At 38.2% G+C, this 25,494-nt stretch carries 21 protein-coding genes; 16 read left to right on the forward strand and 5 right to left on the reverse strand.

What is annotated here, in order from left to right; translation table 11 throughout:
* The first annotated feature begins 122 nt into the window (after positions 1 to 122).
* From AC1DNH_RS13460 to AC1DNH_RS13485, 6 genes are all read left to right on the forward strand, one after another.
* Positions 123 to 653 (forward strand): AAA family ATPase, encoded by a 531-nt coding sequence (locus tag AC1DNH_RS13460; RefSeq protein WP_477580294.1) that lies wholly within the window; start codon positions 123 to 125, stop codon positions 651 to 653.
* 796 nt (positions 654 to 1,449) lie between these two features.
* The gene (locus AC1DNH_RS13465; protein ID WP_477625433.1) at positions 1,450 to 3,894 is read left to right on the forward strand and encodes a TonB-dependent receptor; all 2,445 of its coding nucleotides are present in this window, start codon (positions 1,450 to 1,452) and stop codon (positions 3,892 to 3,894) included.
* A gap of 119 nt (positions 3,895 to 4,013) precedes the next feature.
* Entirely contained in the window at positions 4,014 to 4,658 is a 645-nt protein-coding gene (locus AC1DNH_RS13470) for a thiamine phosphate synthase (protein ID WP_477582107.1), read from the forward strand.
* A gap of 59 nt (positions 4,659 to 4,717) precedes the next feature.
* Positions 4,718 to 6,010, forward strand: a complete 1,293-nt coding sequence (locus AC1DNH_RS13475) for a hypothetical protein (protein WP_477608776.1) — start codon at positions 4,718 to 4,720, stop codon at positions 6,008 to 6,010.
* A gap of 63 nt (positions 6,011 to 6,073) precedes the next feature.
* Complete coding sequence (locus AC1DNH_RS13480; RefSeq protein ID WP_029276811.1) at positions 6,074 to 6,634, forward strand: hypothetical protein; 561 nt, start codon at positions 6,074 to 6,076, stop codon at positions 6,632 to 6,634.
* Positions 6,631 to 7,125 carry a GNAT family N-acetyltransferase gene (locus AC1DNH_RS13485; RefSeq protein ID WP_029276813.1) on the forward strand — a complete coding sequence of 165 codons (495 nt, stop codon included), beginning with the start codon at positions 6,631 to 6,633 and terminating at the stop codon, positions 7,123 to 7,125. Before AC1DNH_RS13480 ends, AC1DNH_RS13485 begins: the two co-directional genes overlap by 4 nt.
* Here AC1DNH_RS13485 and AC1DNH_RS13490 read toward each other — a convergent pair.
* Together AC1DNH_RS13490 and AC1DNH_RS13495 are read right to left on the reverse strand one after the other, a co-directional pair.
* Positions 7,122 to 7,868, reverse strand: a complete 747-nt coding sequence (locus AC1DNH_RS13490) for a DNA alkylation repair protein (RefSeq protein WP_477582112.1) — start codon at positions 7,866 to 7,868, stop codon at positions 7,122 to 7,124. The two genes, AC1DNH_RS13485 and AC1DNH_RS13490, sit on opposite strands and share 4 nt — an antisense overlap.
* A gap of 90 nt (positions 7,869 to 7,958) precedes the next feature.
* Positions 7,959 to 10,400 (reverse strand): outer membrane beta-barrel protein, encoded by a 2,442-nt coding sequence (locus tag AC1DNH_RS13495; protein WP_477582114.1) that lies wholly within the window; start codon positions 10,398 to 10,400, stop codon positions 7,959 to 7,961.
* Positions 10,401 to 10,721: 321 nt separating this feature from the next.
* Here AC1DNH_RS13495 and AC1DNH_RS13500 point away from each other — a divergent pair, with 321 nt between their 5' ends.
* Both AC1DNH_RS13500 and AC1DNH_RS13505 read left to right on the forward strand, forming a co-directional pair.
* The gene (locus AC1DNH_RS13500; protein WP_477582116.1) at positions 10,722 to 12,341 is read left to right on the forward strand and encodes a sensor histidine kinase; all 1,620 of its coding nucleotides are present in this window, start codon (positions 10,722 to 10,724) and stop codon (positions 12,339 to 12,341) included.
* Positions 12,342 to 12,348: 7 nt separating this feature from the next.
* Entirely contained in the window at positions 12,349 to 13,095 is a 747-nt protein-coding gene (locus AC1DNH_RS13505) for a LytR/AlgR family response regulator transcription factor (RefSeq protein ID WP_477625434.1), read from the forward strand.
* Positions 13,096 to 13,611: 516 nt separating this feature from the next.
* Here the strand turns inward: AC1DNH_RS13505 and AC1DNH_RS13510 are convergent.
* Positions 13,612 to 15,291 (reverse strand): dipeptidyl-peptidase 3 family protein, encoded by a 1,680-nt coding sequence (locus AC1DNH_RS13510; RefSeq protein ID WP_477609000.1) that lies wholly within the window; start codon positions 15,289 to 15,291, stop codon positions 13,612 to 13,614.
* A gap of 113 nt (positions 15,292 to 15,404) precedes the next feature.
* Here AC1DNH_RS13510 and AC1DNH_RS13515 point away from each other — a divergent pair, with 113 nt between their 5' ends.
* Positions 15,405 to 16,241, forward strand: coding sequence for an N-acetylmuramoyl-L-alanine amidase (locus AC1DNH_RS13515; protein ID WP_477581584.1), 837 nt, complete (start codon positions 15,405 to 15,407; stop codon positions 16,239 to 16,241).
* Between the two features lie 265 nt (positions 16,242 to 16,506).
* Here the strand turns inward: AC1DNH_RS13515 and AC1DNH_RS13520 are convergent, their stop codons facing one another.
* On the reverse strand, positions 16,507 to 18,162 hold the full coding sequence (locus AC1DNH_RS13520) for a glutamine--tRNA ligase/YqeY domain fusion protein (protein ID WP_477609002.1): 1,656 nt from the start codon (positions 18,160 to 18,162) through the stop codon (positions 16,507 to 16,509).
* Positions 18,163 to 18,475: 313 nt separating this feature from the next.
* On the opposite strand from AC1DNH_RS13520, the gene AC1DNH_RS13525 reads away from it, so the two are divergent.
* The 7 genes from AC1DNH_RS13525 to AC1DNH_RS13555 all read left to right on the forward strand — a co-directional run bounded on the left by AC1DNH_RS13525 (position 18,476) and on the right by AC1DNH_RS13555 (position 23,555).
* Positions 18,476 to 18,895: a cobalamin B12-binding domain-containing protein gene (locus tag AC1DNH_RS13525; protein ID WP_057930804.1), complete on the forward strand. Its 420-nt coding sequence runs from the start codon at positions 18,476 to 18,478 to the stop codon at positions 18,893 to 18,895.
* A gap of 3 nt (positions 18,896 to 18,898) precedes the next feature.
* Positions 18,899 to 19,678 carry an enoyl-CoA hydratase/isomerase family protein gene (locus tag AC1DNH_RS13530; RefSeq protein WP_477581588.1) on the forward strand — a complete coding sequence of 260 codons (780 nt, stop codon included), beginning with the start codon at positions 18,899 to 18,901 and terminating at the stop codon, positions 19,676 to 19,678.
* Between the two features lie 152 nt (positions 19,679 to 19,830).
* The gene (locus AC1DNH_RS13535; protein WP_477581590.1) at positions 19,831 to 21,246 is read left to right on the forward strand and encodes a sigma-54-dependent transcriptional regulator; all 1,416 of its coding nucleotides are present in this window, start codon (positions 19,831 to 19,833) and stop codon (positions 21,244 to 21,246) included.
* Positions 21,247 to 21,311: 65 nt separating this feature from the next.
* Positions 21,312 to 22,361, forward strand: coding sequence for an AI-2E family transporter (locus AC1DNH_RS13540; RefSeq protein ID WP_477581592.1), 1,050 nt, complete (start codon positions 21,312 to 21,314; stop codon positions 22,359 to 22,361).
* Between the two features lie 73 nt (positions 22,362 to 22,434).
* On the forward strand, positions 22,435 to 22,701 hold the full coding sequence (locus AC1DNH_RS13545; protein WP_029276837.1) for a YtxH domain-containing protein: 267 nt from the start codon (positions 22,435 to 22,437) through the stop codon (positions 22,699 to 22,701).
* Positions 22,702 to 22,753: 52 nt separating this feature from the next.
* Positions 22,754 to 23,131, forward strand: a complete 378-nt coding sequence (locus AC1DNH_RS13550; RefSeq protein WP_029276839.1) for a hypothetical protein — start codon at positions 22,754 to 22,756, stop codon at positions 23,129 to 23,131.
* On the forward strand, positions 23,118 to 23,555 hold the full coding sequence (locus AC1DNH_RS13555; RefSeq protein ID WP_215165636.1) for a hypothetical protein: 438 nt from the start codon (positions 23,118 to 23,120) through the stop codon (positions 23,553 to 23,555). The genes AC1DNH_RS13550 and AC1DNH_RS13555 overlap by 14 nt, the downstream gene beginning before the upstream one ends.
* Positions 23,556 to 23,739: 184 nt before the next feature.
* Here the strand turns inward: AC1DNH_RS13555 and aspS are convergent, their stop codons facing one another.
* The gene (gene aspS, locus AC1DNH_RS13560) at positions 23,740 to 25,485 is read right to left on the reverse strand and encodes an aspartate--tRNA ligase (RefSeq protein ID WP_477610663.1); all 1,746 of its coding nucleotides are present in this window, start codon (positions 25,483 to 25,485) and stop codon (positions 23,740 to 23,742) included.
* Between the last annotated feature and the right edge of the window lie 9 nt (positions 25,486 to 25,494).

Consider the following 25,494-nt stretch of genomic DNA (forward strand, 5'->3'; position numbering starts at 1 on the left):
CATGAGGATTTCTTCATAAATAGTTTGTTTGGTTTATTATCCGGTTAGAGGAGCCCTCCTCAACCGGATTTTTTCTTTTAAGGCTTTTTCCATTACATTTGACCGTATTCAGAAAACATATCGTGAATAAAAACATTAAAAAGATCGCTATTGTTGGCCCGGAAAGTACGGGAAAATCTACCATATCTCAATTGCTGGCAAAATATTATAAAGTTTCGTGGGTGCCAGAGTATGCCCGCTATTACTGCGAAAACCTGGTTGCCGATTATACCCTGCAAGATGAAGTGAACATGTATTACGGGCAGGTAGCTTTGGAGGACGCTATTTTAGTAACTACCGAAAGCGATTTTATTATTTGTGATACGACTTTTATTACGGTAAAGATCTGGAGCGATGAAGTACTAGGTGAAACACCACAGCAAGTGCTGGATGCACTGCCTAAGAGACCGTACGACCTGTATCTGTTAATGGACATCGATTTGCCCTGGCAAGATGATCCGCTGCGCGATTTCCCCGATAAGCGCGAATATTTTATGCAGGTTTGGCATAATGAACTGAAAGCACTAAATGCGAATTATAAGGTAATTGGTGGATTGGGTGATGAAAGGTTCGAAAATGCAATTAAGGCAGTAAACGATTTTCTTTGTGTATAAGAAAATAGATGTTTCTTGACTAGATTCATGACTTTGTTTGAAATTTGCCAAAAGCTCAGGGCGCTCATTTCCCATTAATAATAAAATGTTTTTTTTAGGAAATGAAAGGTTAGTATTTCATAGGTGCTGTAGTCCCGCCATTCGCTAATTCCGATGAAGGATCGGAACCGCTGCTGTCGGGTTTAGTTAACAGCGGTTTGTTTTCCCAGCACCGGCCTAAGTGAAATAAACCCGATTGTCGGGAAGAGCTTCCGATCCTTCATCGGAACTCGTACCAAAAGCGGGGCTGAAAAAGCTAAATGTTCAGAACCACTCGTTTCCTATTAATATTATTATTTTTTTATTTGGAAATGGAAGGGCTTGTTTCACAGGTTTCATCTGCAGCAGAAACGGGAGCGGGCCTGAAGATGTCAAGCACACAGAACCTTTCATTTTCTAAACCTAAAATCCCACCAAATTCGTTAAGTAATGCTATGGAGTTGTTATTTTTTTGTCCAATTAACCCATAATGCATCAAAAAACACGCTTATTGTTAAATATTTTCTACATTTGCACCATCATTAGGGGTGCCTTGTTTAAATAAACACAAAAACAGGCTGAGATCATACCCATTTTATAGGCGAAAGGTAAAAGGCAGAAGGTGGAGGGTAAAACCCTTAAGCCCTAAACCTCAAAACCCTAAACCTTATAAATGCACCTGATCCGGGTAATGCCGGCGTAGGGATTGGAGTTATGGAAGTTTAACTGAAAATCGGCAATGCCCCTTTTCCGATGGGTTTAACTAAAAACAATAAAATTGAAAAATTTACTTTTTGCAGCGCTTGTTGCAATGTTGCCTTTCTTTGCATCGGCACAAATTACTGTTACCGGTAAAGTAACAGATCAAAACCAGCAGCCACTTCCCGGCGCTACGGTTAAATTAAGAACTCAAAAAACCGCAGTTGTAAGTGATGCCTCCGGAAATTACAGCATCACTAACCTCGTTAACGGAAAATACACGATTGTGGTAAGTTATGTAGGCTATAAAACAATCGAAAGAGCTGTAGAACTTAAACAGCATACTACGCTGGATTTTAGCCTCTCGGCTCAAAATTTCCTGGCAGATGAGGTGATTGTCCGCGCTATACGGGCGACAGAAAAATCAGCAACTACGTATAAGAACATTAGCAAGGAAGAAATCCAACAGAATAACTTCGGACAAGATCTGCCTTTCATCCTTCAGAACACACCAGGAGTTGTGGTTAATTCTGATGCTGGTGCGGGCGTAGGCTATACAGGTATCCGTATCCGCGGTAGCGACAATAGCAGGATCAACGTAACGGTTAACGGTATTCCAATAAACGATAGCGAAAGCCAAGGTACGTTTTATGTAAACATGCCCGATTTTGCTTCATCTGTAGATAACATACAGATTCAGCGCGGTGTAGGTACTTCAACCAATGGTGCAGGTGCATTCGGTGCGAGTTTAAATATTCAGACAACTGCCAGCGAAATGGAGCCCTATGCGGAAGTAAACAGCACTTACGGCAGTTTCAATACCTGGAAAAACACCGTTAAGGTTGGAACTGGTTTGATTAACAACCGCTTTAGCTTTGATGGCCGTTTATCAAGAATCAGTTCTGATGGTTATGTAGACCGTGGTTCATCACTGCTTAAATCATATTTTCTCTCTGGTGCCTACCATGGCAATAAAGACCTCCTGCGCGTAAATGTTTTTTCAGGAAATGAGAAAACCTATCAATCATGGAACGGTATTCCGCAATCACGCTTAGAAAATGATGTGGTTGGAATGAATGCCTATATTGACAGAAACGGATTGGGTGCAGATGACGCCGCTAATCTTTTAAACTCTGGAAGAACTTACAACAGTTTCTTGTACAATAACCAAACGGATAACTATACACAAAACCATTACCAGTTAATTTATGCCAGACAGTTTTCTGATCAGTTTTCTTTTAACGGCGCTTTACACTACACCAAAGGCGAAGGTTATTATGAAGAATTCAGGGCACAGGATAAACTTAAGAATTATGGCTTAAATCCGGTTGTTATTCCGGGAGGAGCACCAGTTACCGAAACGGATTTAATCCGTAGACGGTGGTTAGATAACGACTTTTATGGTGTTACCTATGCCTTTAACTACGTGCCTCAAAAGAATTTAAATTTTACTTTGGGCGGTGCATATAACGAATATAAAGGCGCCCACTTCGGGCAGGTGATCTGGGCCCAGTATGCTTCAAATGGAAATATAGACAGGCATTATTATGATAACGATGGTTTCAAAACCGATTTTAACGTTTATGGTAAAGTAAATTATAGCCCGGTAGAATCGTTAAGCTTATTTGCCGACCTACAGTACCGCCGGGTATATTTCGATGTTGCCGGAACGGAAAACAAACTAAACACTTTGGCTATTAACGAAACCTTGAATTTCTTTAACCCGAAATTTGGTGCAACATATTTTATCAATCCGCAGAGCAATGTTTATGCCTCATTTAGTGTGGCCAACAAAGAGCCTAACCGCGATGACTATACAGATGCCGCTGTTGGTATTTCTCCAAAACCTGAACGTTTGAATGATGTAGAGTTAGGCTACCGTTTTAAAAATGATAAATTTAATGTCGGTGCAAATGCCTATGGTATGTTTTATAAAAACCAATTGGTGGTTACCGGAAAAATAAATGATGTTGGCGGAAATTTCCGTCAGAATGTAGACAGAAGCTACCGTTTAGGGATTGAGGCAGACGGTTCATACACCATCTCTTCTCAATTTGTATTAAACGCCAATGCAGCATTGAGCAGAAACAAAATCAAGAACTTTACCGAATATTATGATGACTATGATAACGGTGGACAGGTGGTAAACAACTATAAATTAACCGACATCTCCTATTCTCCAAGCGCTGTTCTTTTTGGGGAGCTGGTTTACAAACCTGTTAGTGGTTTTGCTGTAGCCTTACAGAGCAAATATGTAAGCAAACAATACCTGGATAATACGCAGAACAACGATAGGACCATTAACGGTTATTGGGTAAGCAATGCACGTTTGGGTTACGACTTTAAATTTGCAGGTGTTAAAAACGTAAACCTTGGTTTATTGGTAAACAATATTTTCGATAAGAAATACGAAAGCAATGGTTATACCTATGGCTACCAGGCAGGTGGAAGCAGGGTAACCGAAAACTTCTTTTACCCACAGGCGGGAACTAACTTTTTGCTAAGCCTGAACGTTAAGTTTTAGAAAAGCTTAACATTCAAAAAACAGGATCGTCATTGCGGAATATACTTGCAATGGCGATTTTGTTTATATTGCCTCCTGATCTTAAAATCAAATCATCTTAAAAATCCTGTTCACCCAGTATGAAATATATAGAGAGGCTTCATTACATTACGCACGATATCCCCCATTTAAGCCATATCGAACAGGTGCAACAGGCCTGCGAGGCTGGCGCAAAATGGATCCAATACCGTTGCCTGAGCAAAAGCGATGAAGAACTCTTACAGGATATTAATGCGATAGCCGAAATCTGTGATGATTGGGGTAGCACCTTAATCGTTACCGATCATGTTCATTTAAATGGAAAGGCCGATATACAGGGTTTTCATATGGAAGATATGGATGCCGATTTTATCGCCCTGCGCAATCTGGTTGGAAATGATATCACCCTTGGAGGATCAGCAAGTACAATAGAAAATTTAATCAGACTTGCCCAGGAAGGAGCCGATTATGTTGGTTATGGTCCATTTGCAGAAACTGAAACCAAACCCAATAATTATGCGCTTGTAGGTACCGAGGGCTATCAACAGGTAATAAAAGAATTGAAGGCGATGTCCATCAATATTCCGGTGTTGGCGGTGGGCGGGATAAAAACCTACGATGTAGAAGCTTTAATGCAAACCGGTATTTATGGTATAGCCGTATCCGGAGCCATTAATTTTGCCGATGATTTTATTGAAGCCTATCAAGATTTTTACACTTTAGTTAAAGAAACTACTGTTAATTAACACTTTATAGTTTGAAGCCTGTAGGATAATTTTTAGTTTTGGGATAAAACCTAGCTAATATGTCTGAAAACGCTCTTCAAACCAATGCACCCTGGAACATTTATAAAAAAATCTCTTTCAGATTCTTTTTCCTTCTGTTACCTCTTTTCATCATCCTGAACAATAACGGGGCTTTTCAATTTCTGTCGGGATTACTGCAGTTGCCGAGTTTGGTCCTGCACCATTTTATTCCATGGTTTTCTAAACATATTATCCATTACAATTACGATTTTACAATTTATACCAATGGCAGTGGGGATACCTCTTACGATTGGCTATTATTGCTTTTTATATTTTTCGTTTCGGTAATAGGCTGTATCATCTGGTCGGTTTTAGACCGCAAACGCAAAAGCTACAATGCTGCCTATTATTGGCTCGTGGTACTGGTGAGGTTTTACCTGGCCTTTACCCTGATATTCTACGGCTTAATAAAGGTAGTCAAACTCCAGTTTCCAGACCCTTCCTTAACCAGATTGCTTCAGCCTTTTGGCGATGCATCACCAATGGGCCTGGCATGGACTTTCCTCGGTTTTTCGAAAGGTTACAACATTTTTATGGGTATTGTAGAAGTTTCTGCCATTTTATTGTTGTTCCGTAGAACGGTAGTGGTTGGTGCCTTTCTTTCACTAGCGGCCACGGCACATGTAATGGCGATGAACTACTTCTTCGATGTACCGGTAAAACTACTCTCTACCGCACTTGTGGTAATGAGTCTTTTTATTTTGGCACCGCATTTCTTAAAGCTATACCGCTTCTTTCTCAAATATGAAAGTCAGCAGCTGGATAAAATGTATCGCCCTACCTTTAAAAAGCGATGGCTTTACATTTTGGCTTATAGCTTAAAATATTTGTACATCACCGCCTCTATCGTTTCCTTACTGTATACATTCATCCAACAAACAAAAATTTATGGCAGTGCTGCACCCAAGCCATTTTTGTATGGCATTTACAATGTAGAAGACATGACGCTCAAAGGTAAGACTTTGCTCCCGTTAACTACGGACAGCACCCGTTGGAAACAATTGATTGTCAGTCGAGAGGGGTACGCAAGAATAAAAAAGATGAACGATAGTACCGCTAATTTCACTACTGTTTTTGATCAGAAAAAGAAAGAACTGGTATTAAAATCTACCAGTAAAGATTCATTGAAGTATATGTTAAAATACCATGTTATTGGAAAAGATAAGCTGGTGATTTCTGGTCTGAGCGATAAAGATTCTATATCGGTAAGCTTTAAAAAGAAAGATATGAAAGATTTTAGACTCATCAACAGGGGCTTCCATTGGGTGAGTGAATATCCATACAATCGTTAATCATTTTACCCCTAACTGATTCTTCTTATACCGTACTTAAAGCGAAATTTCTATATTCGCAGTATGTCTTCACACCATATTGTAAAAGAAAAACAAGAGCCGGCTTTATACATCGATGAGCTTGGGAATTTTAATGAAGAGCTTTTGGGGCAACTGCTCGAATGGAGCCCTACGCTTTTGGTTAACGGAGAAAATTACGATAAGATTTTTTCTTTAGGCTTAAAGGTAGATGTGCTTGTAAACGGGAACGGACAGGAAACGCAAGAGGATACAAAAGTTATTCAAGGCCCTGTTGATGCTTTAATGGTGGCGGTAAATTATCTGTACGAAGAGAAATATCCCGCGGTAAATGTAATTGCGAAGAAATTTGATCTGGAGAAGTTTGCCGGATTTGAAGACAAAATTAATCTGGTGGTGTTTACTGAAAGATCGAAGCACTATCCCATAAAACCGGGATTCTCCGTTTGGAAACCTGCAGGAAGTGAATTCCTGATCCATGGCAACCGATATATCGAAGTAACTAACCTGGTGCAGAATGAAGAAGAAATTTTTACTGTAGTTAAAGATGGCTTTGTAGAATTTACCTTTTCAGGACAACCAATTTTTATTAGCGAACCAATATGATTACCCTCAGAAAAGCAAAAGAAGAAGATATAGAAATCATCAGGGCTATTGCTGCGGCAACCTGGCCATCAACCTACCTCGATATTATCGGGCAGGAACAGATTGATTACATGTTGGATAAAATGTACAATAAAGGAGAACTCCTAAAGCAATTTATGGAAGGGCATATTTTCCTGATTGCAGAGGAAGGCGAAAATCAGTTCGGTTTTGCAGGATATTCTATTGTTGGACACGAAGAGCGAATTTACAAACTGCACAAGCTTTATGTGCTGCCATCTGCACATGGCAAAGGTGTTGGGAAAATCTTAATTAATGAGGTTTTTAACCAGGTTAAGGATGCCGGAGGAAGTGCTTTACAATTGAATGTGAACAAGCATAATAAAGCCAAAGATTTTTACCTAAAAGGAGGTTTTACCATTAAAGAGTCGGTAAAACTTGATATAGGTGAAGGTTACTTCATGGACGATTATGTAATGGAATACAAATTCTAATCTACTCTCTTAAGGTAATATTCTCGATCGCTTTTGTCAAAATGTTTTATGGCGTAACGCAGCATGGTACGGGGCATTGTTGTGGCATGTTTTTCTAAGAAAGCCATTAGCAGGGCTTTATTTTTTGTGCCTGCCTGCCTGATCCAACCACCAACTGCTTTGTGGATCAGGTCTTCGCGATCATTTAAAAGAATTTGTGCAATGCCAAAAGTATCGGTCAAATCGCCTTTACGGATAAAATAAGATGTGCTCACTATTGCTGTCCGGCGCTGCCACATATTTTCTGAAACGGCTAATTGGTATAAAATATCTCTTGGTTTATCAAATAAATAACTGCCCACTACAAAACATGCGGCACGGTCTACCAGGTCCCAATTGTTAATCCGGTCGTGCCGGTTAAGGTAAAGTTCAAAAAGGGCTTTCTTTACATCTTCAGTTGTTTTTTTATCCCTTGCCCTAAAATCCATTATGCTTACTGCACCTGCCCGATGTTCATGAACCGGACTTTCTAAAAGCTTTTCTATTTCCTGAACAGGCATGGCCACAAAAGCTTTGGCAACTTCGAAAACCTGCCCCATCCGAACGCCAATAAACCGGTCTCCCGCCCCGTAATCACCCTCCTCAGTTTTAAAATAACGGGTAATCTTTTCCAATTCTGCGTTAGATTGGTAGGTGCTTAATTTTTCAATAAAAGCAGCAGCTGTTAAATTTGTAGTTTGTTTGGAGATTTTCTCGACAGACATTTTGTTCAGGTTTCCAGTTTAAATATACACAAAACAGAAAACCCGACCAGCATAATGTTGATCGGGTTTTCACAATTGAAGGGCTGAGTGTTAATTTTTCATACGGCCTTGTTCCGCTTCGGTTCCTGTTGCACGGCGGCGGGCAGGTTTAATTTCATTTTTACCAAAACGATAGGTAAAACTGATTCTACCAATTTGAGTTTCATTTTTTTGATGTACCGAGTAAGTTAAACCCGGATAGGCACTTGATAAATTGTTTTCAGACATGTTAAATACATCTGATAAGGCCAGCTTCAAACTTGCTTTTTTGTTAAACAGCGATTTACTCAAACCCGCATCCACATAATAACGGGCTTTTAAACTTAGGGTACCGTAATCAAGCGGAGATTCGTAACTGCCATTTATTTCTGCCGTAAAACCATCCATAATGGTAAAGGTTTGTTGCGATTTAAACTGGAAAGAGGTTTTTCCGGTTTTTAAAGCGCTCCCGGCCAAATCTGGTGATTTGAAACTGAGGTAAAAAACATTTAAATTATTGTTGGTCTGCCACCATTTCGTAATCTGAACGGGTACGTTTAAATTGGCATTGTAGCTAATGTTGGTGGCAATATTTGCATTCGTTTGATATAACGATTGATTTGCTGCATCAGGTAAAATTACCTCTGCAATTACATCGTTAACCCTGCTATAGCCAATTGAGAGCATATATTTTTGTAATAGAGTATAACTAAGCTCAAAATTGTGTGTATACTGTGGATTTAAAAAGGGATTCCCTTTGCTATAGGTAAATTCGTCTAAATAATAAATAAAAGGATTTAAAGCATCATAACTTGGGCGGTCTATCCTCCTGCTATAAGAAAAACCCAACTGATTGTTTTTTGAAAGCGTTTGTTGAACAAATAACGTTGGAAAGAAATCCCAGTAATTTCGTTCTACAACAGTATTTTTGGTAATCAGATTTCCTTTCGAATTGGTTTGCTCAACCCTTAAGCCAATCTGTACGCTGGTATTTTTAAACTGCTTGTTTATATTGGTATAAGCCGCATTTACATTTTCATCGTATACAAATTGATTGCTTCGTTTTACATCGTTTTGCCAGGCATTGCTTACCAACTCTTCCGCCTGCAGGTCATTGTCGGTTTTAACCCAACTGCTTTTAACCCCGGCTTCGAGTTTAACCGTTTTGTTAAGTGAAACATTATAGTCGACTTTAAATGCTTTGATATCAATAATCGATGGGGTGTTGTTCCGGGTATATCTAATAGGACGGATTCTGTCTCCATTTTGGAACCGGTAATCGTTTTCATAATTAGAACCATCGTTTCCTTTGTATTTGGAATAATCTACATCTGCAGAGATTTCTGAACCCGCGGTATCCAGAACAGATTTGTAATTTAAGTTATAAGAAACATTATTGTATTTGTTTGCCTGCAATGAGTTGGTTATGAGGCTCGAATCTACCTGGTTAAAAGATGGGCCAATTAAAGTATTGTTTACCGTAGTTTCATTTCCATGGTTAAAGTAGCCGTTTACCAATACACCAATCGTGTTCTTTTTATCAATAAAGTAATCTATACCTGCTTTAAAGTTATTGTTCTGTTGCTTTCTATGGCTGGTACCCACCTGCATAAAATAAGTATCTGGTGTTCCGTTCGAAATACGGTCGATGGCAATGAGGTTATCGCGCTCATTTCTTCCATAATTGTAATTACCGAAAAGGTTTAATTTTTGCGTTCTGTGGTTTAGGTTTAAACCGGCATTTCCCCTAAAGTTTTTGCCATAACCGGCTGTTCCGCTTATACTGCCATTGCTTCCGCCATTTTTGTTTTTCTTCGTTTTGATGTTGATAATTCCCGAGTTGCCAGAGGCATCGTATTTTGAAGACGGATTGGTAATCAGTTCAATGCTCTCAATCTCCGAGCTCTGCATGTTACGCAGTAGATTCGCCACATCGGCACTGCTCATGTAGGTCTGTTTTCCATCCAGTTGAATTAGCACGCCTTGTTTACCCATCATCGAGATCTTATCATTCTGATCTACCGTTACGCCTGGTGCTTTTTGCAAAACTTCCAGCGCAGTAGAACCTGTCATAATCGAACTATTGGAAACATTCATCACGATCTTATCCATTTTTCTTTCGATTAATGGTTTAGTTACAGCTACATTCACTTCTTTTAAATTTTGAGTGCTTGCGGTAAGCTGAGCCGATCCGAAATCTACCTTTTGATTATCTTCTGTTAAAACGATGGTTTTACTTTTAAGTGTTTTGTAACCCATGTTACTGGCTTTATAAAAATAACTCCCCTTACCCGAAACATTAAAATTAAATGCTCCGTTTGGATCGGTAAATGCCGTTTTAACCACACTCGAATCGGAAGCTTTAAAGAGCACAACAGTAACGTAATCTGCAGGTTTTTTGGTTTCATCTAAAATTACCCCACTAATGTTCGGTTTAGGATTTGTTTGCGCAAAACCAACTGTAACGGTAAAAAGGAAAGTAACGATAAGTGATATTCTGTATAATGTTTTCATTTTTAGGTATTTATTCTTAAAAAAATAGGCAAAAAGATTTCTATACCGCATGTACATGCGCTTTCAATTTAATTGCTTGCTTATTTTAAAGTTTAGCCCGGAAACGAAAGGTTTCCGCTTGTTTAGTTATAAGTAAGACGACCGTTTTTTGAAAAGGTTACAGGGAAAGTGAAAAAGTCCCGAGTCGGCTTATTCTTCACTGTGAACATTCAAATACTGCGCAAAACAATACCTCTACTATTTCAAACACCACCTTTCCTGTTTTATGGTTTTAGTTTTGCTATTATTGCTACAAGTTTGATGAAAATTAAACTTAACCTTATGAAAAAGACGACCCTCATATTGCTCAGCCTCTTTATTTCCTTATCTGCCGCATATGCGCAAAAAGGCATTAATTTTTCTAATAACATTGCTGCTGGAGGAAAATTGCTCATGCATGTAGATAGTGGAGCCAGAAACGTTTTTTATGCTATTGGATTTCCCAATCAACCCCGCACATCCTTTAATTACTTACCTGATGTAAACCATGTAAGTATCTCGATTAATTTTAGAAAGAATATTAATATACAGCACTATCGGTACACCATTTTGGCAGATAACAAACCCATTGCGCTCAATAAGCCGATTAACATGGCGCAGCTGAAAGATACACACGCAGAAGGAGATGAAGAACTGTTCAGTTCGACAACACTGGGCATTTTCCCTGTAAAAGATAAAACGGTTACCACACTTGTTTATAGTATAGATAAACCGCAGGATATCGATAAAGCTGTTTTTTACGGAAAGTCGATACCGAGAGCAAAAATCCTATCTTTTTCAATGCTGAGCAAAAGCGATCAGGTCTATAGCACCAGCTGGGTAAAAGACCCAAAAGGGAGCACAAACTTTACTTTCACTGAAAAAGATCTGCAGCTAACCATCGTTAAAGACAAATCGGATATTGATTATCTTTACTATACCTCAATAAAAGACAAAAAAACCAATAAAATCATTTTCGAATCAACTACCTGGCGATATGGTGGCATCATAAGTGAAGATCATGAGCAACTACCTTTTATAGAAATTGATAAAAACATTTTCAAAAAGTCGGGCGAGTATGAAATTATTATTCAGCCATCAATTAAATGGACCAGTTGCTTTGATTGCGATATTTCACCAAAAGAAACCGAAAAATACGTAACCCGCCATACGCTTGCTATCACTTTAGCCGAAGAAAGCTACACCAAAAAAGAACTTTATAGTTATGCTTTAATGGCAACATTTGTTATTGGTTTAAATTTTTTACTGATACTTCACGCGATCAAAAGAAGAAACAAAAAAAAGATTGTAGAACAAGAGCAGCAAAAAAACACGGCAAAGCTTCAGCTTAACTCCATTCGTTCCCAGTTAAACCCTCATTTTTTATTTAACGCACTTTCTGGCATTCAAAATTTAATGAACAAAAACGAAATAGACAATGCCAACAAATACCTGTCTAAGTTTGCCCGCTTAACCCGTAATGTGCTTGATGATAAAGAATTGATCAGTTTATCACAAGAAAAAACTTTATTAGACGATTACCTGCAAATGGAGCAATTGCGGTTTGGTTTTAAGTACGAAATTAACCGTTCAGAAAACTTAGACCTGGATAACGTAGAAATACCCAGCATGCTGCTACAACCTTTTGTAGAAAATGCGGTGAAACACGGCATTTCGAAAAAAGCTACCGATGGAAAAATTGTAATCACATTTACCAAGCAAGCAAATGATTTGGTGTTAACTATTAGCGATAATGGAAATGGATTTGACACAGAAAAAAAGAATAATGGTTTAGGTCTTCAATTAAGTAACAGTAGAATAGCACTCTTAAATAGTATTTATAAGCAAAATCGCTTTACTTTAGCCATACAGCCAAGCACAAACGGCACCAAAATAAGTTTAACATTAACCGATTGGCTATAATATTATAATGAAGGCAATTTTAATAGACGATGAAATTTCCAATTTAGAAAACCTACGGACTTTGTTAGAAAAGCACTGTTCGCAGGTAACCATAATGGCAACAGCGCAAAATATTAACGATGCGGTTGGCATTATTGAAAAATATTCACCTGATTTAGTATTTCTGGATATTCAAATGGGCGAGCAAACAGGTTTTGATGTACTAAAACTGCTTCCAACACGTAATTTCGAAGTTATTTTTGTTACCGCTTACGATCAATATGGGATACAAGCAGTAAAATTTGCTGCCTTAGATTATCTTTTAAAACCCATTGATATTGAAGAATTGATAAACGCGGTAAATAAAGCTGAACATAAACTGATAACACAAATACAAAATCTACAGCTTGATTTTTTACTGCAGCAACTAAAAAAGCCCGAAACCAATGTTAGCAAGATTGCCCTACAGATGCAAAGCGAAATAAGGTATGTTGCTTTATCAGAAATTATACGTTGCGAGGCAGACAATACTTATACCCGCTTCTTCCTTTCAAGTAATGAAAAAATATTGGTTTCTAAATCACTTAAAGAATATGCAGATTTACTGCGCCCCAGCGGATTCTTAAGAACTCACCAAAGCCATTTAGTAAATCCAAAATATGTAAAAAGCTGGTTAAAGGAAGACGGTGGTATTTTACTCTTAACCTCTGGAGAAAAGATACCCGTTTCTAAGCCCAACAAAGACACTGTAAAACAAGCTTTGCAACAGCTCTAAGTAATACATAAGTCTTTATTTAGCCTCTTCGTATAATGTTAATCGAGAAGCATACTGCTAAAAATATGATTTAACGCGATCGTCATCCTGAGGGTTAATTTATTGTGCAAAAATCCATATAAATGACATTTAATTATTGGTCTTGTTCAATATGTGATTCTCCTCTTTCAGAGGGGTGTCCGCAGGACGGGGTGGTTTATTAGTCCTAGCCGGACAGGCCTTTTTCTTTTGGCACCAAAAGAAACAAAAGTGTCGGCTGAAAATTTTTGTATTGAAGTTTCTGTTTGGGCTTGGCCTGTGGATTCCCAAAAATTTGTTAGGCCGATTTAAGTTGAACGGGGATACGGTGCTGTAGCCTAACTGGGTGGGAATGCGAAAGCAGTTAAAGCGCTGATTAATAATAATTTGTAAAATAGCGTCAATGGTAGCCACTTAAGCAAAAACACAAAAAAGCCACAGACAAGCAAGCTTACACCTGCATATCTATGGCCTTTAATTCCTCGTAAAAGAAATCTTTTATTTTACCCCAAGTACATCAACGCCTTGTTCGAAAACAACATCAACCGGAATATTCTTTTTGGTCAACCGGTCCAGATCTGTTTGAAGTTCTGTATGAATAACTGCTTTTTCTTTTTGTGCTTTTTCTACCGCAACTTTATCACCGTTACCCTGAAGGGTAAGAATGAATGCACTTAAATCGTTCATGGCAGTTGCAAATTTTTCGAAGTTTACCTTGTAAGTACCTTTAGCGGTACGCTCAAAAGCACCTTTCTCCTGGAAATAATTAAAGCATTGCATATTGGCTTTTCCATGCGCCTCAGAAACGCCGAAGCGAACAGAACGTAAAATACCAGCCATAAATGTGGTGTAATAATCTTTTATGTCACCTTTCAACTCCCCCTTTTTAAGTAAGCCTGTTACCATATATAAGCCTAAAATATCGGCTTTGCCTTCTTCTAACCAGCTATACTGTTCTTTCAATGCCGCACGTACAAAACCTTTTCCGGTAATGGTTTTTTTAATGCCTAAACCATGAGCTACTTCGTGAAACATTACATTTGCAAAAAAAGCATCAAACTTAATGTATTGTTGCTGATCGGCTTCAATTAATTCTCTTGAAATCGGCACCAATATCTTATCAAATTTCGCCTGCATAGCATTTTTCAGCTGTGAGCGGCGTGTACCTTTTTCCTGTTGAATTTTTTCATCGTTTGGAAGATTAACGGCAATGGTTTTCGATCCGGCATTGCAGTCTCCTGCATAATAAACCACATCATATGCATTTAGCTCAGAATCGGTTCCAGGTGTTTCGGTTTTGTATTTCGCTGCAACAGGTAAGTTTTTCTGTAATTCAGGAAGCATTTTTACGTACTTCGCCAAACGCTTGCTCCACTCTTTATCTTTGATTAAAACATAAGCTTCGTAACTGGTACGGGCATTAAACAGTTTATCCTCGTAATTTTCAATGGGGCCGATAATGATATCCAAACCATTGGTTTTCATATCTAACCAGGCATAATCACTTGCGGTAAAATTATCCGTTACCAAAGCATCGGCCCTTAAGTTTAAATATTTTTTTAAACCGGCATCTTCAGCAATTAAAGCTGCCTGTTTTAATAACGAGCTTGCTTTTTGTAATTCTGAAGCAAATAATACATGATAGGGTACAGTTGATAATTTGCCTGTACTGTCTTTTTGAATAACCGAATATGCACCAAACTTATCAGCAAGGTCCGATTTCTCTATGGCCTCTTTTGTAATTCCGTATGGATAAAAAGATGCGCCCTCTGGTTTGGCACCAATACCTTCAACAAAAGGTTTATCATTATTTAATCTATCCCAGGGACCATAATTAATGTTAACAAAATCGCGTGTTTTTTCATCTTTAATAGTTGCCAGCAAGCTATCTCTTTGTGGATAGGCTTGTTTCCAGTATAATTGATCCATAATTTCTGCTGCCTGGATTAATAAAGGCAAAATTTTACGGTCGTTAACACTTAACTCGTTTATATTGGTGGTTAATTTTACCCTTTCGTAAATAGGCAGGCGTTGTGCAACATAATTGGTCAAACTATCTTTTTGTACTACTACAGCCTTTTCATCTTTAGATTTATTATTGCCGGTACAAGACGATAAGGTGCCTACAGAAATAGCTACTGCCGATAAAAACAGGGTTGATTTGTATAAATTCTTCATATTAAAGTATATGGCTGCTAAATTAGTAAATTTTGAAAGCTTTGTATAAAGTTTGATGCATTGGGTGAAGTTTAAGATAACTTTGTAACTTCAACTTGCTAACAATTCATACCATGTTATTTTCAAGGTCATCAAAATCATTATCTATTTCCGCTTTTTCTCTTGTACTTATTTTATCTGCCTGCGGAAGCAGCAAATATGCTGCAACAGAAAAAATCTATAAAGAAAAGGCAAAGGATTTTTCGAAAATAATCAATACCACGCCACCAGTTGGTCAGCTTTACGATTCATTAGGAGCAACAAACCAGGAATGGATTGGTTCTGTAAATTTTGGGATACGTAAACCAAATTTTGTGGTGATCCATCATACTGCACAAGATAGTTTGGCACAGACCATAAAGACGTTTTTCTCAACTAAGGCAGGTACAAGTGCCCATTATGTTATCAGCCGCGACGGTAAAGTAGTGCATATGGTGAATGATTACTTACGCGCAAATCATGCTGGTGTAAGTAAATGGGGGAAGGATACCGACTTAAACTCTTCATCGATAGGCATTGAATTGGATAATAATGGCTTAACTGACCCATGGCCTGATGCACAGATCAATAGCCTGCTAAAGTTGTTGGCCACTTTAAAGAAAACCTATGGAATCCCGACAGCGAATTTTATCGGTCATGCCGATATAGCACCTAAACGAAAAAATGATCCTAAAAATTTCCCCTGGAAAAAACTGGCAGATAAGGGCTTTGGCTATTGGTATGATGATGTGCTGAAAAACCCTCCTGTAGATTTTAATACCGAAATGGCCTTAAAATATATTGGTTACGATACCAGTAATCTCCCTGCAGCAATCACTGCTTTTAAAATCCATTTTATCCAGAGTGATATTACGCCTACTTTAACGCCTGTGGATGTTTTGGTACTTTATAATGTTTATACGAAGTACTAAACAGAATGGGGTTTGGCGGTTGCGTAGATTAAACGCACAGCGCGCAATCTTTCTCCTGAACTTGTTTTACTGCGTAGCTTTCCGCTTCGCTACAGGACTGGATCTTTAAAAGCGGAATAACCTGAAGTTTATGGCGCAAAAAACAATGCTAATATTTGCCACCCAATATTCTTCTCTGCATGCATTTGCAGCCAAATTCTAGCACAAAAAAAAACACGGATAAATCTGTGTTCATCCGTGTTTATCTGTGGTTTAAAAAAGCTAATTAATTCGGCTTCTTAAACGTATCTTTTAGTGTAACTGTACGGTTAAAAACCAATTTATCTGCAGTAGAATCTCTATCTAAACAGAAATAACCTTTACGGATAAACTGATAACGGCTTTCCAGATCTGCATCTGCCAGGGCCGGCTCGATATAAACGTTAGGTAAAACCGTTAAGCTTTCAGGGTTTAGGTAATCTTTAAAATCTCCTTCCTCAGCATCTGGTGTTTCAGAAGTAAACAAACGGTCGTACAAACGGATTTCGGCAGTTTTGGCATGCGGAGCACTTACCCAATGGATGGTTCCTTTAACATTTATGCCGCTGGTATCATTTCCACTTTTCGATTCTGGGATGTAAGTACAATGAATTTCGGTAACGTTTCCGTTTTCATCTTTTACAAAATCTTCACATTTAACAATGTAGGCAAATTTTAAGCGTACCATTGCACCGGGTGCCAGGCGGAACCATTTTTTTGCGGGTACTTCCATGAAATCTTCACGTTCTATCCAAAGTTCGTTGCTGAAAGGGATCACACGCGTGCCACCACCATCTTCAGCCTCTGGATTGTTTTCGCCGATTAAATCTTCTGTTCCTTTTTCGTAATTTGTAATCACCAGTTTAATCGGATCTAAAACCGCCATTACACGGTTAGCCGTTTTATTTAAATCTTCGCGGATACAAAATTCCAATAAACTTAGCTCAATTAAATTTTCGCGTTTGGCGATACCAATACGTTCACAAAATTCGCGTACGCTTTTTGGTGTAAAACCTCTCCTACGTAACCCACTAATTGTAGGCATGCGCGGATCGTCCCATCCATTTACTAAGTTTTCGTTAACCAGTTGAAGTAACTTACGTTTACTCATTACCGTGCTGGTAAGGTTTAAACGGGCAAATTCATATTGTTTTGAAGGAAAAATCTCTAGTTTTTCGATAAACCAATCGTACAGTTCACGGTGCGAAACATATTCCAACGTACAGATAGAGTGCGTGATGTTTTCGATACTATCGCTTTGTCCGTGAGCAAAATCGTACATTGGGTAAATGCACCATTTGTTACCGGTACGGTGATGTTCGGCATGTTTGATGCGATAGATAATCGGATCGCGCATTAACATATTCGGACTGGCCATGTCGATTTTTGCTCTCAAAATATAGGCACCGTCGGCAAATTCGCCATTTTTCATTTTCGTGAAAATGTCTAAATTCTCTTCAATGCTGCGGTTACGATATGGGCTATCCTGTCCTGGTTCTGTTGGCGTGCCTTTTAAAGCTGCAATTTCATCTGCAGAACTCTCGTCAACATAAGCCAAACCTTTTTCGATCAGTTTAACGGCAAAACCATACAGCTCATCAAAATAATCTGAGGCATATAATTCATTTTTCCAGTTAAAACCCAACCATCTGATATCTTCTTGCTGACTGTTTACATATTCTGTTTTTTCTGTTACCGGATTGGTATCATCAAAACGCAGATTGGTATAGCCGCCGTATTTTTGTGTTAGTCCGAAATTTAAGCATATTGCTTTCGCGTGGCCGATGTGTAAATAACCATTAGGCTCCGGCGGGAAACGCGTAACCAAAGTTTCATACTTACCACTATTTAAGTCGTTCTCAACAATTTCTTCAATAAAGTTCAATGACTTCTCTTCACTCATAAAAACCTGTAAATTAGGAATGCAAATGTAAAAAGATTGAGCGGATTTATACAATGATTATAGGTTTATTAGCCCATAGTTGATAGCCGATAGCCCAGAACTTCGTTATAGTGCTATGAAAGAACAAATATGATGTACGATAAATTGCACATTTCAAGTCGACCACGTCCTGCTGAACTCGTTTCAGCATCTTTATAGCAGGAAAGATCCTGAAATAAATTCAGGATGACGACCGCGTATGCTATTTGTCGTGCACCTCTATTTCTCAATTACCTAATAAAATCGATACATTTACGTCAACTTAATATTCATTATGAGCAAAGTATTAAATCGGCCTATCCGCGTTTTAGTAGCTAAAGTTGGATTAGATGGCCACGACAGAGGGGCCAAAGTAATCGCAACTTCCTTACGGGATGCTGGCATGGAAGTAATTTATACCGGCTTACGCCAAACACCAGAAATGGTGGTAAACACAGCGCTTCAGGAGGATGTTGATGCCATTGGGATTTCCATCCTATCGGGCGCACACATGACGGTTTTTCCAAAAATTATTCATTTTATGAAAGAAAAACAGTTAGATGATGTGTTATTAACTGGCGGAGGGATTATTCCGGAAGCTGATCGGTTAAAACTTGCAGATATGGGTGTTGGGGAGCTATTTCCTCCAGGTACAACAATGGCAAGTATTGTAGAATATATTCAGAATTGGGTTACAGAAAACAGAAATTTTTAAGCTATGGCATACCAGAATTTAATCTCAGAGATAAAAGAAAACATTTTATACGTTACCATCAACCGTGAAAAAGCGGTGAATGCTTTAAATAAAGATACTTTGGCTGAATTAGCGGATGTAATTGCCTTCGCGGGCAAAACAGATGATGTAAGGGGTGTTATTTTAACCGGAGCAGGTGAAAAGGCCTTTGTTGCGGGAGCTGACATTAAAGAGTTTTCTGATTATAGTGGTAAACAGGGAGAAGATTTAGCAAAACGTGGTCATGATCTGGTTTTTAATGCCATTGAGAATTCTTCAAAACCATTTATTGCGGCAATTAATGGATTTGCTCTGGGCGGAGGATTGGAGCTTGCCATGGCCTGCCACATACGCATCGCATCAGATCATGCAAAACTAGGTTTGCCTGAAGTTACTTTGGGTTTAATTCCTGGTTATGGCGGTACCCAGCGCCTTACACAATTGGTTGGAAAAGGTAAAGCAATAGAAATGATTACGACCGCAAATATGATTACTGCTTTGGATGCAGAAAAAATAGGTCTTGTAAATTATGTTGTTCCACAGTCTGATCTAATTAGCAAGGCTGAAGAGCTGCTGAATGTTATTAAGCAACGTGCACCGCTGGCTGTTTCGGCAGCGATAAAATCTGTAATTGCAGCTGTAAATAATAACAATGGCTACGCTACCGAAATTGAAGAATTTGGCAAATGTTTCGAAACTGCCGATTTTAAAGAAGGCGTAACTGCATTTGTTGAAAAGAGAAAAGCAAATTTTTCTGGAAAGTAGCAATGCCTTTGTAGTATTAATTTGATATACGGTGTAACGAAAGTGTTGCAAAAATTTTTCAATGCAATTTTTTTTGAGTAATTATGTTAATTAATTATTAACCCTAATGTGCTTACCACTACGTATGGGTTTTTATAATAACAACGCTACTCATGAAAAAGATACTCATTGTTGACGATGAAATTAGCATCGGTTTATTACTCTGCAAGTTTTTAACTAAAAATGGATTTGAAGTTTCGAATGTAACAACAGGTAGAACGGTTTTACAAATTCTTGAAAAAGAGAGATTCGATTTAGTATTATGCGATTATCGTTTGGATGATACAGATGGGAAAGAGATTTTAATCCACATTAAGGAAAACTATCCAGCAACCGGTGTGATTATTATTACAGGTTATTCAGATATTAAGCTTGCCGTAGAATTGATAAAACTAGGGGCTTACGATTATATAGTGAAACCGCTTTACCCGGATGAGATTTTAAATACCATAAATAAAGCCCTTGAAACGCAAGAGACCTTAAAATCGCCTAAAAATTTTGAACGCGCTGGTCGTAATGTTATTTCCGATTTTCTAAATGGCCCGGAGTATATAAATGGGGAGAGCGATGCATCGGCACTTTTACTGAAACAAATCCAACTCATAGCACGAACAGGGTACACGGTCATTTTAACGGGGCAAAGTGGAACAGGGAAAGAATGTGTTGCTAAAACCATTCACCAAAATAGTTCGCGTGGCAAAGAACCTTTCATCGCCATGGATTGTGGTTCTTTAACAAAAGAATTAGCCGCCAGTGAGTTTTTTGGACATGAGAAAGGGGCGTTTACCGGAGCAGCCTTCACTAAAATCGGTCACTTTGAGCAGGCTAATGGAGGTACATTATTTCTTGATGAGATCGGTAATTTATCCTATGAGATCCAGGCAACTTTGCTCAGGGCAGTTCAAGAGCGGAAAATAAAGCGGATTGGAAGTACGAAGGAGATTGATCTGGATGTGCGGCTTATTGTAGCTACAAATGAAAATTTAGTAGAAGGGATTCAAAAGGGTATATTCAGGGAAGATTTATATCACCGTTTTAATGAATTTTCTATACATGTTCCATCATTGAAACACCGGGATAATGATGTTCTTATCTTTGCTGAACGTTTTCTGGCTGCAGTAAACAAAGAATTGAACAAAAAAATTAAAGGCTTTTCTGATGAAGCGATGAGATGTTTATTAGCATATAATTGGCCAGGTAATGTACGTGAGCTGAAGAATGTTGTCAGGCGGATTGCTTTATTAACCGATGGTGATTGGATAGAAACTCATGTTTTGCCATTGGAGCTTCGAATGACTGATTATCCTAAGACACAGCACGAAAAAAAAGCACTTCCTTTGTCCCTAAAATTAAATGATGATAAATCACTTAATTTGCGAAATACTGCTAAAGAAGCTGAATATACTGCTATTTTAGAAGTGCTAAAAGCGGTTAATTTCAACAAAACCAAGGCAGCAAAAATATTAAATATCGACAGAAAAACACTTTACAATAAAATCAAATTTATTGAGGTTGATGATGGGATATAAATTTTAAATCTAGAAAAACAAAATCAGCCATTTTAGCATTTAAAGAATACCCTTATTATCTAAATATGTCAGTATTCTCTTATAAGCAACGCAATAACATTAACCTGGTCATTATTATTGCGCTGGGGGTGTTAATTGCGTATTCTTTGCAAAGTATTTTTAGTGCTATTTTAAGTACTTTGGTGCTTTACACTATAATGCGGCCGGCGTATATCCATTTGGCAGAAAATAAGGGCTGGAATAAAAGAGTAACGGCTATTTTCCTTATCACTATCAGTATCATACTCATTGTAATGCCTTTTTATGCATTAAGTAGTATGGTTATCAGTAAAATTTCGGAATTGAAGAACAATGAAGTGTTTTTCAGGAATCTGCTGGTTAAATTACAGCATCTTATTCCGGTTAAAATTAATCAGGATCTTATTCAGGAAGGATTAAACCGCTTGGGGAATTGGGCCACTCAGCTTTTTCCATCCTTAATATCGAGTGCAGTAAATATTATATTAAGTTTATTGGTGATGTACTTTTTACTCTACTTTATGTTAATAGAACGAAGAAAATTCGAATTTTCATTGATTAAATATGCACCTTTCAGAGAACAGAATGCACTTCGTTTTGGTGATGAAATGCGAAACACAACTTATGCAAATGTATTAGGACAAGGGCTGATCTGCCTCGTTCAAGGTTCGCTTTTGAGTCTTTCTTTTTATGTTTTGGGTTATAAAGACCCAGTATTTTGGGGGGTAATTACAGCATTTATTTCTTTTGTGCCCGTTTTGGGGCCACCGGTTGTTTTTGTTCCAGCTGCGATTTTGCAGATTGCGAACGGGAATAATTTTGCTGGCTGGGCCATGCTTATTTTTGGTTTTGTAGTCATTATCAATATCGATAACGTGCTAAGGTTTATTATTGCAAAAAAAGTTGGTAATATTCACCCTATAATTACAGTAATTGGCGTAATTATTGGTATCCCTTTATTTGGAATATTGGGCCTTGTTTTTGGCCCGCTACTATTATCTTATTTTATATTGCTCGTTAAGATTTACGAAACCAGTACGCTTGCATCAGAAAGATTGGAAAGAATTAAAACAAATAATGAGCATACGGAGTTATAAATATAGCTTAACAATAAATAATGTAGTAGTTTTATATTGTACATAATTGTTAAACCCTTAAAATACATTAATTATGAATGATAACTCAAAAGTTGTAGTTGCGCTTTTAGCAGGATTAGCTGCTGGTGCGGCTCTAGGAATTTTATTCGCACCAGATAAAGGTGATGAAACCCGCGATAAATTAAGCCAATCTCTAAAAGACTTGGGCGATTCTATCAAAGATAAAGCTGCTGATGAAATTAACCACCTTGCCAGCTTAAAGGATAAAGTGGTAAGCTCGATCAAAACGAAACTAAGAAGCGTAGAAGGAGAATACAGCGACGACGTGGAGCACGCGTAATAAATAAATATTGCATAGCCGGGCAATTGCCCGGTTAAATATCATCTGAATTATGCAGGAAAATAAAGATAAAAGTATCGAAGATCTTGTAGACGATGCTAAAGGCTTTTTAGAGGCCAGGGCTGAATATACCAGACTTTATCTGGTAGAAAAAGTTTCTAAAGTTTTTGCCGATTTAGTAACCAGTACGGCAGTTATAGTTTGTTTTATATTGGCCTTTTTATTTGGCTCGGTAACTTTGGCACTTTATCTGTCTGGTCTTTTGGGTAGCTATGCCGGAGGCTTTGGCTGCGTTTCCTTGTTTTATATTCTATTGGCAATAATTGTTTATTTAACCAAGAATAAGTATATAGAGAAGGCAATTATTAATGTAGCCATTAGGAGATACTTTGATAAACTTGCAGATAAGGAGGAAGATGAAAAGGTATAAAGACATCCGTAACCTAGAAGACCTGCAGGCTAGAAAATTAGAACTTAAGGTTGAGTACACCCTTAAGCAGAATATGCTTAAATCGGATACGAAAGCTTATTTTAAACAATTTACCTTAGGCGCGCTGATAAAGCGGTATGCTACGCCAAGTAACCTGTTTAAAGCCGATGAAAAATTAAATATTAGTGGAACCGCCATGTCGTTGCTTTTGCCGATGTTTATGAATAAAACCCTATTTAGAGGTGCTGGTTTTTTAACCAAAGCGGCTGTAGGTCTGGTTTCAGGAAAAATTGGTAAATCGCTTGATGCGGAACATTTGTCGGCAATCTTTAATTCTGTGAAGAGCTGGTTGGGAAAAAAGAAAGAGAAAAAAGAAAAGAAATTTGTAGACTACGGCATCCCGCCTGATAGTGAAACGTATTAGTTCAATGGTTCATTAGCCATTGGTTCATTCGTTAGCAATTGCCAAATGATATTAAATCAAAAGCCTCAGGATTCTAAATTCTGAGGCTTTCTTGATTAAAAACTTAGCCGTTGTAAACCTTGTTTTATGACTATGCTATTTCTGCTCTCAGCCCAATGAACCAATGACCAGTGAACTAATGAATCTATAAATCTGTTTTAATCTTTAATTCTTTCAATTGCTTCTCGTCAATAGTACTCGGACTATCGATCATTACATCTCTGCCCGAGTTGTTTTTAGGGAAAGCAATCACATCACGGATTGAATCTAAACCTGCGAAAATTGAGGTTAAACGATCGAAACCAAAGGCAATACCGCCATGTGGAGGTGCACCAAACTCAAAGGCATCCATTAAGAAACCAAATTGTTTTTGTGCTTCTTCTGCACTAAAACCTAAATGTTTAAACATTAAAGCCTGTAATGCTCTATCGTGAATACGGATCGATCCGCCACCAACTTCAGTTCCGTTGATTACCATATCGTAAGCATTAGCACGTACGTTTTTAGGATCGGTATCTAATAAGGCAATATCTTCTGGTTTAGGCGAAGTGAAGGGGTGGTGCATGGCATGGTAACGCTCTGTTTCCTCATCCCACTCTAACAACGGAAAATCCAATACCCATAGGGCAGAGAATGTGTTTTTATCGCGTAAACCTAAGCGGTTGCCCATTTCTAAACGAAGTTCATTTAACTGTTTACGTACTTTATCTGTTGAACCAGCTAAAATCAATAATAAATCGCCTTTTTCTGTTTCAAAAACCTCACTCCATTGTTTAAGATCTTCTTCGTTGAAGAATTTATCTACTGAAGATTTAATGGTCCCATCATCATTGTGGCGGGCATAAATCAAGCCTGTAGCACCAATCTGCGGGCGTTTGATGAAATCGGTTAATTCATCTAACTGCTTACGTGTATAATTTGCAGCGCCTTTTGCATTGATACCCACTACCAATTCTGCATTATCGAAAACCGGGAAACCCTTACCTTTTACCAGGTGGTTAAGCTCTACAAACTGCATTGCAAAACGGGTGTCAGGTTTATCAGAACCGTATAAACGCATCGCATCTGCATATTGCATACGCGGTACTTCCGGTAAGTCGTAATTGCGTACTTCTTTAAATAAAGTACGGATCAGACCCTCAAAAGTATTTAATATATCTTCTTGTTCGATGAAAGACATTTCGCAATCAATCTGGGTAAACTCAGGCTGACGGTCGGCTCTTAAATCTTCATCTCTAAAACATTTTACAATCTGGAAATAGCGGTCGAAACCCGAAACCATCAACAATTGTTTGAAGGTTTGCGGCGATTGAGGCAAAGCATAAAACTCGCCTTCGTTCATGCGGCTAGGCACCACGAAATCTCTCGCACCTTCTGGTGTAGATTTAATTAAAACAGGTGTTTCCACCTCGATAAAATCTAAAGCATCTAAATAACGGCGAACCGACTGTGCCATTTTATGGCGCAAAACCAGGTTATTGCGAACCGGGTTACGGCGTAAATCCAAATAACGGTATTTCATGCGCAACTCATCACCACCATCAGTTTCGTCATCAATCATAAACGGAGGTAATTTTGCTGCATTTAAAATTTCCAAAGCAGAAATTTTAATCTCCACATCACCGGTTACCATTTTTGGGTTTTTGTTGCTTCTTTCTACAACGGTACCAATTGCTTTAATTACAAATTCGCGGCCTAATGAACGTGCTGCTTCACAAAGTTCACGATTATCATCCATGTTAAAAACCAACTGAGTAATGCCATAACGATCGCGGATGTCTATAAAAGTCATACCGCCTAAATCTCTTGATTTTTGTACCCAACCACATAGCGTAACACTTTCGCCTAAGTTATTTAGGTTTAATGCACCACAAGTTACTGTTCTTAACATATATTGTAA

The sequence above is a fragment of the Pedobacter sp. 01N310 genome, from assembly GCF_056399805.1.